This is a genomic window from Pygmaiobacter massiliensis (assembly GCF_900199435.1).
In the GTDB taxonomy this organism is placed as follows: Bacteria; Bacillota; Clostridia; order Oscillospirales; family Ruminococcaceae; genus Pygmaiobacter; species Pygmaiobacter massiliensis.
Genome location: NZ_OAML01000003.1, coordinates 1,129,603 through 1,147,595, shown reverse-complemented (window position 1 = coordinate 1,147,595; position 17,993 = coordinate 1,129,603). Strand labels below are relative to the sequence as shown.

The 17,993-nt window shown below is 51.2% G+C and carries 12 protein-coding genes; all 12 read right to left on the bottom strand.

Features of this window, described 5'->3' with window-relative positions; genetic code table 11:
- Nucleotides 1-35 precede the first annotated feature (35 nt).
- Nucleotides 36-2,162: an elongation factor G gene (gene fusA, locus C1A11_RS09980; protein WP_102050321.1), complete on the bottom strand. Its 2,127-nt coding sequence runs from the start codon at nucleotides 2,160-2,162 to the stop codon at nucleotides 36-38.
- A gap of 29 nt (nucleotides 2,163-2,191) precedes the next feature.
- Nucleotides 2,192-2,662, bottom strand: a complete 471-nt coding sequence (gene rpsG, locus C1A11_RS09975) for a 30S ribosomal protein S7 (protein ID WP_102050320.1) — start codon at nucleotides 2,660-2,662, stop codon at nucleotides 2,192-2,194.
- Between the two features lie 124 nt (nucleotides 2,663-2,786).
- A complete protein-coding gene (gene rpsL, locus C1A11_RS09970) occupies nucleotides 2,787-3,224 on the bottom strand; it encodes a 30S ribosomal protein S12 (protein ID WP_102050319.1) in 438 nt (145 codons plus the stop codon).
- A gap of 112 nt (nucleotides 3,225-3,336) precedes the next feature.
- A complete protein-coding gene (locus C1A11_RS09965; protein WP_102050318.1) occupies nucleotides 3,337-3,519 on the bottom strand; it encodes a hypothetical protein in 183 nt (60 codons plus the stop codon).
- A gap of 45 nt (nucleotides 3,520-3,564) precedes the next feature.
- Complete coding sequence (locus C1A11_RS09960) at nucleotides 3,565-3,885, bottom strand: hypothetical protein (protein WP_102050317.1); 321 nt, start codon at nucleotides 3,883-3,885, stop codon at nucleotides 3,565-3,567.
- Between the two features lie 168 nt (nucleotides 3,886-4,053).
- The gene (gene rpoC / locus C1A11_RS09955) at nucleotides 4,054-7,623 is read right to left on the bottom strand and encodes a DNA-directed RNA polymerase subunit beta' (RefSeq protein ID WP_102050316.1); all 3,570 of its coding nucleotides are present in this window, start codon (nucleotides 7,621-7,623) and stop codon (nucleotides 4,054-4,056) included.
- A gap of 35 nt (nucleotides 7,624-7,658) precedes the next feature.
- Nucleotides 7,659-11,369, bottom strand: coding sequence for a DNA-directed RNA polymerase subunit beta (gene rpoB, locus C1A11_RS09950; protein ID WP_102050315.1), 3,711 nt, complete (start codon nucleotides 11,367-11,369; stop codon nucleotides 7,659-7,661).
- A gap of 344 nt (nucleotides 11,370-11,713) precedes the next feature.
- Entirely contained in the window at nucleotides 11,714-13,483 is a 1,770-nt protein-coding gene (locus tag C1A11_RS09945) for an ammonium transporter (protein WP_102050314.1), read from the bottom strand.
- A 211-nt stretch (nucleotides 13,484-13,694) separates the two neighbouring features.
- Entirely contained in the window at nucleotides 13,695-14,129 is a 435-nt protein-coding gene (locus C1A11_RS09940) for an RrF2 family transcriptional regulator (protein ID WP_102050313.1), read from the bottom strand.
- A 73-nt stretch (nucleotides 14,130-14,202) separates the two neighbouring features.
- Complete coding sequence (locus C1A11_RS09935) at nucleotides 14,203-14,589, bottom strand: putative ABC transporter permease (protein ID WP_102050312.1); 387 nt, start codon at nucleotides 14,587-14,589, stop codon at nucleotides 14,203-14,205.
- Between the two features lie 433 nt (nucleotides 14,590-15,022).
- Entirely contained in the window at nucleotides 15,023-16,201 is a 1,179-nt protein-coding gene (gene rpoD, locus C1A11_RS09930; protein ID WP_102050311.1) for an RNA polymerase sigma factor RpoD, read from the bottom strand.
- Between the two features lie 19 nt (nucleotides 16,202-16,220).
- Nucleotides 16,221-17,972, bottom strand: coding sequence for a DNA primase (dnaG, locus tag C1A11_RS09925; protein ID WP_102050310.1), 1,752 nt, complete (start codon nucleotides 17,970-17,972; stop codon nucleotides 16,221-16,223).
- Nucleotides 17,973-17,993: the final 21 nt, after the last annotated feature.

The following is a 17,993-nucleotide window of genomic DNA, read 5'->3' as shown; positions in this document are numbered from 1 at the left end:
GGATTTTTGTTTTATCCCGGGCATTTTGCCAGGAATTAGTCCTCTTTTTTCGCACGGCCGGCCATAATGGTCTCGGCAATATTCTTCGGAACTTCCACATAGTGGCTGGGCTCCATCGTATACTGGCCACGGCCCTGCGTTTTGCTGCGCAGGTCGGTTGCATAACCGAACATGTTAGACAGCGGGACAAACGCATTGATCTGCTGGACAGCACCGCGGGACTCCATGCCCTGGATCTGACCACGACGTGCGTTGAGGTCGCCGATAACGTCGCCCATGTAATCCTCGGGGACGATAACTGCAACTTTCATGATGGGCTCGAGGATAACGGGGTCTGCCTTGCGAGAAGCCTCTTTGAATGCCATAGAACCGGCAATCTTAAACGCCATCTCAGAGGAGTCAACCTCGTGATAAGAGCCATCATACAGGGTGACTTTAACGTCAACTACCGGGTAGCCTGCAAGCACACCGGCCTGCATTGCGCCCTGGATACCCTGATCAATCGGTCCGATAAACTCTTTGGGGATAGAACCACCAACAACAGCGTTGATGAACTCGTAACCCTTGCCGGATTCATTCGGAGCGATGCGGATTTTAACATGGCCGTACTGACCTTTACCACCCGACTGACGAGCATATTTGGTATCCTGGCTCACTTCACGGCGAACAGTCTCGCGGTAAGCAACCTGGGGTTTACCAACGTTTGCTTCAACCTTAAACTCACGCAACAGGCGGTCAACGATGATCTCCAAGTGGAGCTCGCCCATGCCCGCGATGATGGTTTGTCCGGTCTCTTCATCGGTATAGGTGCGGAAAGTCGGATCTTCCTCTGCCAGTTTTGCCAGCGCGATGCCCATTTTCTCCTGGCTTGCTTTCGTTTTAGGTTCGATAGCAACACGGATAACGGGTTCCGGGAAGTCCATGCTCTCAAGAATAATCGGGTGCTTTTCATCGCACAGGGTGTCGCCGGTGGTGGTATTTTTCAGACCAACAGCAGCAGCGATATCGCCTGCATAGCAGGTGTCGATGTCCTGACGATGGTTTGCGTGCATCTGAAGGATGCGGCCCATACGCTCGTTATTGTCTTTAACCGAGTTGTAGTAGGTCGAACCAGCCTCTGCTTTACCGGAGTAAACGCGGAAGAAGCACAGCTTACCAACAAACGGGTCGGTCGCAATCTTAAATGCGAGCGCAGCGAAGGGAGCGTCGTCAGAAGACGGACGAGTCTCCTCTTCTTCAGTGTCGGGGTTTACGCCTTTAATGTCCTCGATATCAGTCGGGGCGGGCATATAGTCGACAATGGCGTCAAGCAGTTTCTGGACGCCTTTATTTTTGTAAGAAGTACCGCAGACAACCGGAATAACGGTGTTTGCGATGGTCTCTTTACGCAGAGCTGTTTTGATCTCCTCTTTGGTGAGTTCTTCACCGTCGAGGTATTTCATCATCAGTTCTTCATCACTCTCAGCAATCATTTCGATCATCTCGTCATGATACTTTTGAGCGATTTCTTTCATATCCTCAGGAATTTCTTCCTCGCGGATATCTTTACCCAGATCGTCATAATAAATATCGGCTTTCATCTCTACGAGATCGATGATACCTTTAAAGGTCTCCTCTTTGCCGATGGGCAGCTGAATGGGCAGTGCGTTTGCTTTCAGACGATCTTTAATCATGTTGATAACGTTATAGAAATCAGCACCCATAATGTCCATTTTGTTTACATAGACCATACGGGGAACATGATATTTGTCCGCCTGATGCCACACTGTCTCAGACTGGGGCTCAACGCCACCCTTTGCGCACATAACCGTAACAGAACCATCAAGAACACGCAGAGAACGTTCAACCTCAACGGTGAAGTCAACGTGACCCGGGGTGTCGATGATGTTGATGCGGTGACGGTTTTTCTTTGCTTTGGCAGGATCATTCTGAAGCTCAGTGTGGCTCCAGTAGCAGGTGGTCGCAGCAGAGGTGATGGTAATACCACGCTCCTGCTCCTGCGCCATCCAGTCCATCGTCGCAGCGCCGTCATGAGTCTCACCGATCTTATGGTTAACACCGGTATAGAACAGAATGCGCTCGGTGGTGGTGGTCTTGCCCGCATCGATATGCGCCATTATGCCGATGTTTCTGGTCAATTCCAGAGAAACGTCTCTTGGCATAGTTACCTCCTAAAATCTTAAGACAGCGATTAGTATCTGTAGTGAGCGAACGCCTTGTTGGCCTCAGCCATCTTGTGCGTATCTTCACGTTTCTTAACAGCGTTACCGGTGCCGTTGACGGCATCCATGATCTCGCCAGCCAAACGCTCGCGCATGGTGCGCTCGTTACGGTTACGAGAGTAAGCTGTCAGCCAGCGCAGACCAAGGGTCTCGCGGCGTTCCGGACGAACTTCCATCGGCACCTGGTAGGTAGAGCCGCCGACACGACGAGCTTTAACCTCCAGCAAGGGCATGACGTTCTCGAGAGCTTTCTCGAACATCTCCAGGGGATCGTTACCGGTTTTCTCTTTTACGATGTCAAACGCACCGTAAACGATTTTCTGTGCGACGCCTTTTTTGCCGTCCAGCATGATGCTGTTGACAAGACGGGTGACCATCTTCGAATTGTAGATGGGATCCGCGAGCACGTCGCGCTTTGCAATATTACCTCTTCTAGGCATCTTTTCTTCCCTCCTTCACATAATGATATCATCGGTACTCGAAAGTTGTTTTGGCTTCCGACAGTGCTATAAGAGGTTGATTGCTATATCAAACCTGCTTACTTGCATGTCTAGGCGACTAAAACTACTTCTTTGCTTTCGCTGCTGCACCGGCCTTGGGGCGTTTTGCACCGTATTTGGAACGAGCCTGGTTGCGGTTTGCAACACCCTGGGTATCAAGAGTACCGCGGATGATGTGGTAACGCACACCGGGAAGATCCTTTACACGGCCGCCGCGGATCAGGACAACGGAGTGTTCCTGAAGGTTATGGCCGATACCGGGAATGTAAGAAGTAACCTCGATACCATTAGTGAGCTTAACACGGGCAACTTTACGAAGTGCGGAGTTCGGCTTTTTCGGGGTCATGGTACGCACTGCGGTGCAAACGCCACGTTTCTGCGGAGCGTTCTGCTCGGTGTACTGCTTTTTCTGGGCATTGTAGCCGCGGAGCAGAGCCGGTGCAGTGGATTTCTTTTCGATGACCTCACGACCTTTGCGGACGAGCTGGTTAAAAGTAGGCATTAGTTTTCTCCTTTCTTCAAGTATTTGGCAGGTTTTGTGCTACCATTTGCTGTGTTGCTAGGGCGGCTTGACCACAAAATGCGGTTTAAGGCCTACACCTATAGCACAACGTTTATATTTTACACGGAAATCTCGTTCCTGTCAACAGAAAAGGTTCTACTTTTTCGGCATATTGCTGATTTTTTCTTTCCAGTTCCGTAGCATTTATAAAAGTTGTGCTTGCACTCTGTGGTATTTTGCGGTCTGGTTTGGAATATATACATTTTTTCTCAAACTTACTGTATCTTTCTTCCATAAAAAACAAAGCCTCCCGTAAAAACAAGAGGCTTTGTTGGAAATGCTATAAATAAAGGTAGAGCAGTTTAATAAGCATTAAGAGCGCTGCTATGCCGAGTAAGATAACGAACAAAAGATTCCAGTCGCGTGCTTTTGGCGTAGGCGTCACTCTTCCCTGCTCGGCTTGCTCGCGCATAAATGCCTGCATTTTTTTGCGCTCGTAAAGTGCGATACAAAAAGCAAGTAGTATCGCTGCAAAATTAATCCAGACACAGCCAGCGCGTAAAGTACTCCCTAATGGAGCCCATTGTTCACATTCTGAAAACACAAGCCAGGCAACGCAAAGAAATAGATAATACCATTCATACTTACTTTTGTATTTCATCTGTATCTCCCCTTTCGGCAAATACAAGACCAAATCTTGCGCACTATACTTCCCTGCTGGAATATATTCATCATAGCACTTTACAATGCCGGTTGCAATTTTTTACAAAGAAAAAACGCAGAAGAAGCTTTCACACTTCTTCTGCGTTTTTGTTTGCTAAAACAGGGGTTACATATCGTCGGTGAGATCATCGAAGAACATTCCGGTATCGCTATTGCGATTGTTGGCTTCGATGGGGGTGCCGTCCTCAGAAAGGCCGGTACCTGCCGGAATAAGTTTACCGATAATAACGTTCTCTTTGAGGCCCAGCAGCGGGTCTTCCTTGCCTTTGATGGCAGCCTCGGTCAGGACACGAGTGGTCTCCTGGAAGGAAGCAGCGGAGAGGAACGAATCGGTAGCAAGAGATGCTTTGGTGATACCAAGCATAACATCGGTGGTTTTTGCCTCGGCGAGATTGGTTTCGCCGTTTGCAATGCGCTCGCGGATTTCCGCGTTCTGGCGCTCCACCTCACGCTTGTCGGCAAGTGCGCCGCCAATCAGGGTGGTAGAGCCTGCATCGTCTACACGAACCTTGCGCATCATCTGGTGTACGATAACCTCGATGTGCTTATCGTTGATATCAACACCCTGCATACGGTAGGTCATCTGTACCTGAGCAATGATGTATGCTTCGGTTGCAGCGCGGCCCTTAATAGCAAGGATGTCGTGCGGATAAGCGTTACCCTCGGTGACCATATCGCCAAGCTCAAGCACATCGCCCTCGGCAACGCGGATGCGCTGGCCGAACGGAATCATATAGCTCTTCTCAACGGGTGCGCCGTTTTCGTCAACACCGGAAACCACGATATGGCGGTTTTTCTTGGTGTCGTCGATGTGGACGGTACCTGCAATCTCGGTCATGATGGCGAGCGATTTCGGGCGGCGTGCCTCGAACAGCTCTTCAACACGCGGAAGACCCTGGGTAATATCCTCAGCATTCGCGATACCGCCGGTATGGAAGGTACGCATGGTCAGCTGGGTACCCGGCTCACCGATAGACTGTGCGGAAATGATACCGACAGACTCACCGATTTCGACCGGACGGCCGTTTGCAAGGTTTGCGCCGTAGCATTTTGCGCAGCAGCCGTGACGTGCGCGGCAGTGAAGCACACTGCGAAGCTCAACCTTTTTGATGCCGGCTTCGACAACCAGTTTGGCCTCTTTTTCGTGCATCATGGTGTCGGCGGAAACCAGCAGTTTGCCGGTTTCCGGATCCAGAATGTCGCGGACCGGATAACGACCGAGCAGACGCTCTTCGAGCGGCTCGTACATCTCGTTGCCGATGCGGATATCCTCAACCCAGATGCCTTCGGTGGAACCGCAATCATCTTCACGGACAATAACATCCTGAGAAACGTCAACCAGACGACGGGTCAAGTAACCCGAGTCAGCGGTACGAAGTGCGGTATCAGCCAAGCCCTTACGAGCACCACGACTGGAAATGAAGTACTCCAAGATAGAGAGGCCTTCACGGTAGTTTGCCTTGATGGGCACCTCAATGGTCTTACCTGCGGTATTTGCAAGCAGACCACGCATGCCAGCCAGCTGACGAATCTGGTTCATAGAACCACGAGCACCGGAATCCGCCATCATGAAGATGGGGTTGCGATCAGACAGGTTCTCGGTAACTGCTTTAGAAACGTCGTCGGTTGCCTTATTCCAGATGTTGATGCAGCTGTTATAGCGTTCTTCATCAGAAATAAGACCACGGTTGAACTGTTTCAGCACCTTGTTAATCTGCTGCTCTGCACCGGCGAGAATTTCTGCCTTCTGCGGCGGAATCTCTGCGTCGGAAACTGCAACGGTAACTGCGCCGCGGGTAGAATATTTAAAGCCCTGCGATTTAATGGCGTCCAGCATCTCGGAAGTGATATCTGTGCCATGCACATGAATGCAACGGTCAATCAGCTGGCCGAGGGTCTTTTTGGTGACGAGGAACTCGATTTCATAGCGGAAGAGGTTTTCTTCAACACTGCGGTCGACATAACCAAGATCCTGCGGAATCGGTGCATTGAAGATGATTTTGCCCATTGTGGTATCCACGAGGCTGCTCTTCATCTCACCGTTAATCTCCATGGTGCGGCGCACTTTGATGGGTGCCTGCAAGGTGATAACACCTTCTTGGTAGGCCATCATCGCCTCATCTTCGTTACGGAAGATTTTGCCTTCGCCTTTGTCGCCTTCGTTGACCATGGTGAGGTAGTAAGAACCAAGCACCATATCCTGCGTCGGCACGGTGACGGGCTTACCGTCAGACGGTTTGAGCAGGTTGTGAGAAGCGAGCATCAAGGTCATTGCCTCGTGCTGTGCCTCTTCAGAAAGCGGAAGATGCACTGCCATCTGGTCGCCGTCGAAGTCGGCGTTAAATGCGGTACATACGAGCGGGTGCAGCTTAATGGCACGGCCCTCAACGAGAACCGGCTCAAAAGCCTGAATGCCCAGACGGTGAAGGGTCGGTGCACGGTTCAGCATGACCGGGTGGCCTTTGATGACCTTCTCAAGAGAATCCCAGACCTGCGGATGGATGCGTTCGACCATCTTACGGGCAGATTTGATGTTGTTTGCAACGCCGTTCTCAACGAGGTCCTTCATAACGAAGGGCTTGAAGAGCTCGAGCGCCATTTCTTTCGGCAGACCGCACTGGTACATTTTGAGTTCCGGGCCAACGACGATAACCGAACGGCCGGAATAGTCAACACGTTTACCAAGCAAGTTCTGACGGAAGCGGCCCTGTTTACCCTTGAGCATGTCAGACAAGCTCTTGAGCGGACGGTTGTTCGGGCCAGTAACGGGACGGCCGCGACGGCCATTATCAATCAGAGCATCAACCGCTTCCTGAAGCATACGCTTTTCGTTGCGGATAATGATGTCGGGAGCACCGAGCTCCAACAGACGGCGCAGACGGTTGTTGCGGTTGATAACGCGACGATACAAATCGTTGAGATCACTTGTCGCAAAACGGCCGCCGTCCAGCTGAACCATCGGGCGGATATCGGGCGGGATGACCGGGATTGCATCGAGAATCATCCACTCCGGACGGTTGCCGGAAAGACGGAATGCCTCAACCACTTCAAGACGTTTCAGCAAGCGCATACGTTTCTGGCCGGAGGCATCCTCCAGCTCGCCGCGCAGCTGCTCAGAAAGCACCTCAAGATTAATTTTGGCCAGCAACTCTTTGACAGCTTCGGCGCCCATGGCAGCCTTAAACTCGTCTTCATAGCGCTCGCGCATTTCGCGGTACTCTTTTTCGCTCAGCAGCTGTTTCTCTTCGAGCGGGGTAAGGCCCGGATCGGTAACGATATAGCTTGCGAAGTAGAGTACACGGTCCAGCAGACGGGGGCTGATATCGAGGATCAGGCCGATGCGGGACGGGATACCTTTAAAGTACCAGATGTGGGAAACCGGTGCTGCGAGTTCAATGTGGCCCATGCGCTCGCGGCGCACTTTGGCGCGAGTTACCTCGACGCCGCAGCGGTCGCAGACTTTGCCTTTGTAGCGGATGCGTTTATACTTTCCGCAATGGCACTCCCAGTCTTTCATGGGTCCAAAGATTTTTTCGCAGAACAGGCCGTCCCGCTCAGGTTTCAAGGTGCGGTAATTTATAGTTTCGGGCTTTGTAACTTCACCGTAGCTCCATGCACGGATCTGTTCGGGAGAAGCAAGCCCGATTTTGATAGAATCAAAGACGTTAAACTCCATTGAGCGAACCCTTCCTTTACTGTAATTTATAACTACTATTCGATGTCGTCGAGATTATCGGCGAGAGTGTCTTCTCCCAAATCCAGGAACAGGTCGCCGCTGTCTTCTTCGTCAGTAACTTCTGCGTCGCCCTCTTCGGCATCGTTGATGGTGTAGTTTTCCAGTTCGCTTTCCACCAGCACATCGTCACCAAGACGCATGCTCGCGGGGTCAAAGCCCATATCGTCATCGTCAAAGTTCTGCTTGAGGTCGATCTCGTCGCGGTTCTGGTCGAGAACACGCACGTCAAGGCCAAGGCTCTGCAGCTCTTTGATAAGAACGCGGAAGGACTCAGGGATGCCCGGCTTCGGCACGTTCTGGCCTTTGACGATTGCTTCGTAGGTTTTTACACGGCCCACAACGTCGTCAGATTTAACGGTCAGAATCTCCTGCAGGGTGTAAGCTGCACCGTATGCTTCAAGTGCCCAAACCTCCATCTCACCAAAGCGCTGGCCGCCGAACTGTGCCTTACCGCCGAGAGGCTGCTGGGTCACGAGGCTGTACGGGCCGGTGGAACGGGCGTGGATCTTATCGTCAACAAGGTGATGCAGTTTGAGGTAGTACATATAACCGACAGTAACGGGGTTATCAAAGCGCTCGCCGGTTCGACCATCGTAAACGAAGGTCTTGCCGTCTTCACGCATGCCGGCTTCTTTAAACATGTCGCGGATGTCGGATTCGTGTGCGCCGTCAAAGACCGGAGTCATCACCTTGATGCCCAGGGCTTTTGCAGCCATACCAAGGTGAACTTCAAGCACCTGTCCGATGTTCATACGAGACGGAACGCCGAGCGGGTTGAGGCAGATGTCCAGCGGAGTGCCATCGGGCAGGAAGGGCATATCCTCCTGCGGCAGAATGCGGGAAACAACACCTTTATTACCATGGCGGCCTGCCATCTTATCGCCGACGCTGATTTTGCGCTTCTGAGCGATATAGCAGCGAACAACCTGGCGGACGCCGGGGTTCAGCTCGTCGCAGTTTTCCGGAGTAAAGACCTTAACGTCAACGATGATGCCATATTCGCCGTGCGGTACACGCAGCGAGGTATCACGAACTTCGCGGGCTTTCTCGCCGAAGATGGCGCGCAGCAAGCGCTCCTCTGCGGTCAACTCGGTCTCGCCCTTCGGGGTGACCTTGCCAACCAGAATATCGCCGGCTTTTACCTCTGCACCGATGCGGATGATGCCGCGCTCGTCGAGGTCTTTCAGTGCGTCGTCACCGACGTTCGGAATATCGCGGGTGATTTCCTCAGGTCCCAGTTTGGTTTCACGGGCTTCCAGCTCGTACTCCTCAACGTGGATAGAAGTGAACACGTCTTCGCGGACAACTTTCTCGTTGATGAGAACGGCGTCCTCGTAGTTATAACCTTCCCAGGTCATAAAGCCAATCAGCGCATTTTTGCCCAGCGAAATCTCGCCGTTTTTGGTTGCGGGGCCGTCGGCCAGCACCTGTCCGGCCTTGACTTCCTCACCTTTTTCAACAATGGGACGCTGATTGACGCAAGTCCCCTGGTTGGAACGCATAAATTTAATAATGTCATAGGCATCGGAGGTGCCATCGTTTGCACGAACGACAATCTTATCTGCCGAAAGGTGCTCAACAATACCATCACGTTTTGCCAGTACGCAAACGCCGGAATCGCAGGCGGCCTTGTATTCCATACCGGTTGCAACAAAGGGCTGCTCGGTAATCAGCAGAGGCACAGCCTGACGCTGCATGTTGGAACCCATCAATGCACGGTTCGCGTCATCGTTCTCAAGGAACGGAATCATCGAAGTTGCAACAGAAACCACCATGCGGGGGGTAACGTCCATGAAGTCAGCCTTTTCACGCTCAACCGACATGATTTCGTCACGGCAACGAGCATTGACGCGCTCATGGATAAACCAGCCGTTTTCGTCCAGCGGCTCGTTTGCCTGAGCAACAACATAGTTATCCTCGACGTCGGCGGTCATGTAGACAACCTCATCGGTAACGCTGTGATTCTCTTTGTCAATGCGGCGGTAAGGAGCCTCAATAAAGCCGTACTGGTTGATCTTCGCAAAGGTTGCGAGGTAAGAGATCAGACCGATGTTCGGACCTTCAGGCGTCTCAATCGGGCACATGCGGCCGTAGTGAGTGTAATGAACGTCACGAACCTGGAAGCCTGCGCGGTCACGAGACAGACCACCCGGTCCCAAAGAGGACAGACGACGCTTATGAGTAAGCTCTGCCAGCGGGTTGTTCTGGTCCATGAACTGAGACAGCGGAGAAGAGCCGAAGAACTCTTTGATTGCTGCCACGACAGGACGGATGTTAATCAGTGCCTGCGGGGTAACCGCTTCGGTATCCTGCAGGGTCATGCGCTCGCGGATGACACGCTCCATACGGGCAAACCCGGTACGGACAGCATTCTGGAGCAGCTCGCCGACGCAGCGAATACGACGGTTGCCAAGATGGTCGATGTCGTCAGTTACGCCAATGCCGTAAGCGAGATTGTTCAAATAGTTGATGGAAGAGAGCATATCATCCACTGTGGTATGACGCGGAATCAGCAAATCGCGATTCTGGTCAAGCAGCTTTTTCTGCTCTTCAATGTCGCTTGCTGCGGTCAGGATTTTCTGCAGCTCGTTGAAGTTGACCATCTCTTCGAGGCCGACCTCAAGGGGATCAAAGCTCAGGTAATCGGCCGGGTTTACCATGCCGTTGGAGATAACCTTAACCTCTTTGCCCTCTGCATCAATATAGACAACAGAAACGCCGTTTTTCTGGATTTCGTCAGCAACCTGTGCGGTGATGACTTCACCCTTGGCGCAAAGCAGCTCGCCGGTCAGCGGTGCAATGATGTCGCGCATCGGCTTCTGGCCCTGAATGCGGCGTGCAATCGCCAACTTCTTGTTCAGCTTGTAACGGCCGAAACGGGACAGGTCATAGCGGCGATCATCAAAGAACAGGCTGTTGAGGTGTGCCTGGCTGCTCTCAACCGTCGGGGGCTCGCCCGGACGCAGTTTGCGGTAAGTCTCCAGCAGGCCCTCTTCTTCAGAGTGGGTGCTGTCTTTTGCGAGGGTTGCTTCAATGCGGTCGTCCTCGCCAAAGAATTCGCGAATCTGGGCATCGTCGCCGAGGCCGAGTGCGCGGATAAAGGTGGTTACCGGCAGTTTGCGGTTTTTATCAATATGAACATAAAACACGTCATTGGAGTCGGTTTCATACTCCAACCATGCACCGCGGTTCGGGTTGAGGGTTGCGGTGTAGAGTTTTTTACCGGTTTTATCATAGCTGAAATCAAAATAAACACCGGGAGAACGAACGAGCTGAGAAACAATAACACGCTCTGCACCATTGATGATAAAAGTGCCGGCGTCGGTCATCAGCGGGAAGTCACCCATAAAAATTTCTTGCTGCTTAACTTCCTGAGTTTCGTTATTGAAAAGACGTGCCGTAACATACATCGGCGCGGCGTAGGTAACGTCGCGTTCCTTGCATTCTTTAATCGTGTACTTGGGCTCGTCAGAAAGACGGTAGTCCACAAAGTCCAGAACCAGGTTGCCGGTGTAGTCTTCGATCGTGGAAATGTCGCGGAAGACCTCTTTTAAGCCTTTTTCCAAAAACCACTTATAAGAGTTTTTCTGGACCTCGATCAAGTTGGGCATTTCCAGCACTTCATCGATTTTAGAAAAGCTCATTCGCGTGGTTTTACCAAGCTGTACGGGCTTGACATTCACCATAATTAGCGACCACTCCTATTCATCTATAATTTACTTCTGCGTAACAGACACGAAAACGGGCATTGACTTCTCACGCTGTTGTGCATCTTGCACAGCATAATACATCAAAGTTTGTGAAAATTGACAGGACTACCCGTTTTTATACAGTTGAATATTATATAGCACTATTGTCAACTTGTCAACACTTCCGACCTAATTCTCACAAATAAAATAAAAAGAGCAACGGCGTCCCCTGTTGCTGCAAGGTACGCCGCTGCTGCTCTTTATGTGAATGTAGTGAAAGCAATTAAATTATAGTTCCATATTAGGCCCCTATGCGGGCGGTTTGCAGTTACTGCAAGCAGCTATTCTACATCCTGCAAAGCCGCAACCCCAATCTCCCCTGTGCGAATTTTTACAACGTTCTGAACGTCGTAAACAAAGATTTTTCCATCGCCCGTATGTCCGGTATATAAAACCCGTTTTGCGGTTTCAATCACATCTGCCACGGGCACCTGGCTGACTACAACTTCAACTTTGACCCGGGGCAACAGGTTCATATCCTGCGGAACACCGCGGTAATATTCTCCACCCTTTTGAATGCCGCATCCCTGTACATGGGTCAGTGTCAGCCCTGTAATGCCAAGGTCGTTCAAAGCAGTCTTCAGTGCCTCAAATTTCGTCTGACGGCAGAGGATGACGACATTGGTTATCCTCCCCGCTTGCGCAGAATCTGCCGGATAACTGGTAGTCTGCATTACTGGTATTGCCGCTTCTATCGCTGCCGGTGAAGCCGAAATATAATCGTCATTGCCGAGATTGGTGTTTTCGTTGACTGCCATACTTACGGGCATAAAATCTGCATAAGCCGAAATCAAACCATGCTCGTGCAGATCCAGCCCGTCGATTTCCTCTTCTTCTGAAACACGCAGGCCCACCACACGGTCAATCAGTCGAAAAATTACGTTCATGGTAACCGTAACCCATAATGCAACAGCGGCCACACCCAAAACCTGCACCAGCAGCTGTGCCGTGCCGCCGCCGTAAATCAGCCCAAGCCCCTGTCCTTTTTGCAAAACCGTGCTGTCGGTATACGGGTCAAAGTAAGCAAATACCCCCACCAATATCGTACCCGCACCACCGCACAGGCAGTGTACACCAACTGCACCTACCGGGTCGTCAATTTTAAGTTTCCGGTCTACAAATTCAATACCAAAAACCACGATCCAACCGGCAAGCAAGCCGATAACCGCCGAGCCCGTGACCGTTACTGTAGAGCAGCCCGCAGTAATTGCAACCAGCCCTGCGAGCGAACCATTCAACGTCATGGATACGTCCGGTTTGCCATAGCGCACCCAGGTGATCACCATTACAGTGCAGGTTGCTACTGCCGCAGCCATATTGGTGGTTACAAAAATGCGTCCTACGTTTGCTTCCAGCCCTTCCACCCCAAGCGAGGAAGCAGGATTAAAGCCAAACCAGCCAAACCATAAAATAAACACACCCAGTGCACCCAAGGTCAAGCTATGCCCCGGTATGGCATTGGGGCTGCCATCCTTATTATACTTACCGATGCGAGGTCCCAGTATTTTTGCCCCAATCAAAGCGGAAAGTCCACCCACCATATGCACTGCGGTGGAACCGGCGAAATCGTGAAAGCCATAAGCGCCGAGTCTTGGCAAAAGACCTTCTGCCGTTCCCAACGTGGAAAGCCATCCGCCGCCCCAAATCCAGTGCCCCGAAACCGGGTAAACCACTGCACTGATTGCAATGGAATAGAGCAGATACGCTTTAAAATTCGTGCGCTCAGCCATGGCACCGGAAACAATGGTCGCAGCGGTGGCGCAGAAAACCGTCTGAAAAATCAAATCTGTCCATCTGGTATCCGCCTGCCAGGCTACGCTTAAATTCCCCAGTAAACCGGGTAGCAGCTCTGTGCTTCCATACATCAGGCCAAAACCCAGCACCCAATATACTACTGTTCCGCAGGCAAAATCCATCAAATTTTTCATGATAATATTGCCCGCATTTTTGGCCCGGGTAAAACCCGTTTCCACCATGGCAAAGCCAGCCTGCATAAAAAACACTAAAGTAGTGCCCAACAAGACCCATACGGTATCAATCGCTGAATACATCGTCTCTCCTCCTCGGTTTCACCAAGCCCGTGCGTTTTTTTAAGACCTCATGCACAGACATACAACGTTTTGCGCTGTGGTGCGCTGCCACAGCTAAACCGGCCGGAAAAAGCAAAAAAGGCGCTGCCGTTTTACGGCAGCGCCTTTGCTTTCGATGCTATTCATTCTATCACGTTTACGCGATATGTCAATAACAGTTTTCTTTTTTTGTTCACTTTGCTGTTTGTGAAGTTTCGTGCTTTTCCTTTTTTAACAAATCAGCGAAAGTAACCGCCGAAAGCTGACGATTGATACTCTCAGAAATCTTTGCAAATTCATGCTGAAAAGCACAGCACCCAGATGCTCCGCGATTACATTCCCCGCCTTGCGAAATACAGCGGCTGATTACATATGGCGAACCCTCTACCGCATCTACCACATCTTTCAAGGTAATCTGCGACGGGTCACGGGCCAGCTCGTAGCCGCCATGGGTACCTTTAAAGCTTTTCACCACACCGGCAGCACTTAACTTACCGAGAATTTTCAGTGAAAACCGCAGTGTTACGTTCATTTGTGCGCCAAGGCTGCCGGCATCTTTGCGGCCCCCGCTCTCAGCAAGGCAATAAACGATTCGCACCGCATAATCTGTTTCTTGTGTAAGATACATGGTGGCGACCTTCTCTCCAATAAAACTATACTAAACGAATATACATTGAGTATAGCAAACGAAACAGGTACTGTCAAGCGATGCGGCGCGATTTGATGGGTTTAAAATAAAGCATCACCGGCAGCGCCAGCAGATACCAGATACCCGTATAATAAAGGCACACCTGTCCCAGCAGATTAAATGGCTCATCCGCATAGCTCCAAACATTCATTTGCAGCCAAAGGTTAAAGATTACGCCAAAGCAAAACTCAACCAATGTAATGCCCAGTGCCCCGGCAGCTGCCTGCAGAAAAACGTTGTAATCTGCCATGCGCTGGCTTACTTCAAATAGCAACAACAAGCAAAGACCGCCTGCAATCATCATGCTCCAATGCGTATAGCCACGCGTTAAAACTTCCAGCGAAGCATAGCCAAAAGCCCCGTAAAAAAAAATGCCGATGCGCCTGTTTTTAAACTTCATAAAAAAATCACCCAGAAGAAGTGTCTCCCGGGTGATTTTAAATATTCGACTTTTTGCGGTTTCTTTCTTGCTTTACAAATGCTTTGCGTCGTCTGAGCAACCCTTGCCGGCGCAATTTTTCGCGTATGCGGTAAATACGGATATGTAGCGAGGCAACTTAAACCAAAGCCGCCGCAAAAATAGTAACCCTGCCAGCGCAAACACGTGTTGTCAAATCTATTGTGCCGGGCTGCCGTTTGCTAACTGAAAACAACCGCAACACACAAAACCTTACGCAACTTGCACAGGCATTTTACATTCCCAGGAAATAGGTCCGCTGCATTTTACAAAAGGCTTTCAAAATACGAGCAAAAAAGCATGCTGCTTTGAGCCCAGCCGGCGGCACACAAGAGGCACGTCGGCTTTTCACGTTAAAATGCTGCGCGACTGTCTACTAATCGAGGAAATCGCGAAGCTTTTTGCTGCGGCTCGGGTGACGGAGTTTGCGCAGTGCTTTTGCTTCAATCTGGCGAATACGCTCACGGGTAACGTTGAACTCTTTGCCTACCTCTTCGAGGGTGCGGGGACGACCGTCTTCCAGACCGAAACGCAGGCGAAGCACCTTCTCCTCACGCGGAGTAAGGGTTTTCAGCACGCCGCCCAGCTGCTCTTTCAGCAGCGTGTGGCTGGCTGCCTCTGCGGGTACCGGAGCATCCTCATCGGGGATAAAGTCGCCAAGGTGGCTGTCTTCCTCTTCGCCGATGGGGGTTTCGAGGCTGACGGGTTCTTGTGCAACACGCATAATCTCGCGCACTTTATCTACCGGCATCTCCAGCTCTTCTGCAATTTCTTCTGCAGTGGGCTCATGGCCGTTGCGGTGCAGCAGCTGGCTGGATACCTTTTTCACCTTATTGATGGTTTCGACCATGTGCACCGGAATACGAATGGTACGAGCCTGGTCGGCAATGGCACGGGTAATTGCCTGACGAATCCACCATGTGGCATAGGTGGAAAATTTAAAGCCTTTGGTGTGGTCAAATTTTTCTACAGCTTTAATCAGACCAAGGTTGCCTTCCTGAATCAAATCAAGGAACTGCATACCACGGCCGACATAACGTTTTGCAATAGAAACAACAAGTCGCAGGTTTGCTTCTGCCAGGCGCTGTTTGGCCAGCTCGCCGCGGCGAACTGCTTTTTTCGCAGCCTGCTCACCCTCTTCAGATAAAGCAAAGCTTTCGTCTTCTTTTTCGCGTTTGAGCATCTCATCTGCGGCTGCACCGGCAAGAATACGTTCTGCCAGTTCAATCTCTTCTTCCGTAGAAAGCAGCGGCACACGACCAATCTCTTTGAGGTACACCTTAACAGGGTCATCGATAGAAACGCCTTCTGCTGCAAGAGCACCTTCAAACTGATCGGTGTTTTCTTCGGTCAATTTAAACTCTTCAACTTCGGGGTCCGGCTCGTCCACAATTTCGATGTTGTGCGATTCGAGCATTTCGTACAGTTTGTCTACCTGCTCTACTACGTCAAAGCCGATTTCCTCCAGCGCGTCACTGATCTCCTTTGTGGTGACCTTACCGTTGCGCTTACCGGTTTCGATCAGATCTTTGATTACATTCTTTTTTTCTGCCATGATGATTCCCCTTTATCGGTCATTGTTTTTTTGCCTTTAATTGTTGCATATATGCCGCAAGCTCCTGGGCAGACATTTCTGCCGCCTTGCTCGATTTCGGCACACTTTCTTCGATGCGCTCAAAATAAAAATCAAGATCTGCATCGGTAAATCGGATATCGTAATTATCTGCCAGCGAGCGGGTCAGCGCGGTGCGCGCCTCGTCCGAAAGCTGATGTGAAACGGTTGCCAGCTCTGCGGGCAGTCCTGCCTCGTGTACTTCTTTGAGGACGCGAAACACCTCTGCCATCTGCGGTGTGATAAACCGCTCTGGCGAAAGGCGCTCGCAGACACGCACCAAATGCTGTGGGTCTTTTATTGCGGCTGCCATAAGCTGATATTCAGCGTTGGCTACGCCTTTGGCTTTATCTCCACCCTGGCTGTAAGGCACCTTGATGCGAGAAATTTGTCCCTCGCTCAGCAGTTCCTTTTGCCGGTCTTTTTCTGCCTTGCGGTATTTTTGCTTCAGCCGTGTTTCCAGCTGATTGAGCAGCGCTGCTTTGGTAACGTTGGTTTCCTCCGCAATGCGCCCGGCATAGACATCCCGCTCGGTAGGCGTGCAGCGGCCCGCCAGCACCTCGATAGCATCTTTTATATAGCCCACTATGCCGTCTGGTCGCGTAATATCATATTTATCCCGTGCGCGAGAAAGCTCATACTCTATCGCATTATCGCTACCATCCAGCAGCATACGAAAGCGCTCGGCCCCAAACTTGCGAATAAATTCGTCCGGGTCTTTTGCGTCCGGAATTTTCAGCACCGAAATTTTCATCGGTTCGCTCGCCAGCAGGCTGATGGCACGCTTTGTCGCTTTTTGCCCTGCCTCGTCGCTGTCGTAACTCAGCACCAGCTCGTCCGCATAGGTAGAAAGCAGCTTTGCCTGTTCTGGCGTAAACGCGGTACCCAGCGGTGCAACAGCAGTATCAAAACCAGCCTGATGCATCGCGATAGCATCCATATAGCCCTCACATAGAATATATCTGCGTGAAGTGGACTTTTTGGCTATGTTCATCGCAAACATGTTGCGGCTTTTCTTAAACACGGGGGTGTCGCCGCTGTTGAGGTATTTCGGGCCACCCTCATCCCCCATGCGCCGCCCGCCAAATGCAATCACATTGCCGCGCAGGTCAAAAATAGGAAACATGACCCGTCCATGGAAGAAATCATACACGCCGCCTCTTTGGCTGCGTTTGACAATGCCGCCCGCGAGCATTTCTTCCTCAGTATATCCCCGACGGCGCAGATAATCACTCGTTGCGCTATATCCATCCGGAGAAAATCCCAAACCAAAGCGTCTGATGGTAGCATCAGAAAGCGCACGGCCACGCAGATAGCGCCTTGCCGCCAACCCTGCTTCGGTATTGAGCGACTCGTAATAAAAGCGCGCCGTCTCTTTGTTCATTGCAAGAATCCTGCTTTTCAGCTTGCCGGTATCGTCTCGCTCATCGGGCAGAGGCAGCCCGGCACGCGCTGCAAGAAGTTTCACTGCCTCTATGTAGTCGACGTTGTTGATTTGCTTCACAAAAGTAATCGCATCCCCGCCTGCCCCGCAGCCAAAGCAGTAAAAGCTTTGGTTTTCAGGGTAAACCACAAAGGATGGCGACTTTTCGCTGTGAAAAGGGCAAAGCCCGGTATAGGTTCGGCCGCGGTGCCGCAGCTGAACATAACTGCTTACAAGTTCAACAATATCACTGCGCTGATGTAGTTCCAGCAAATAGTCTTGAGAGATCACCCGCAGCACCTCCTCTCGGCT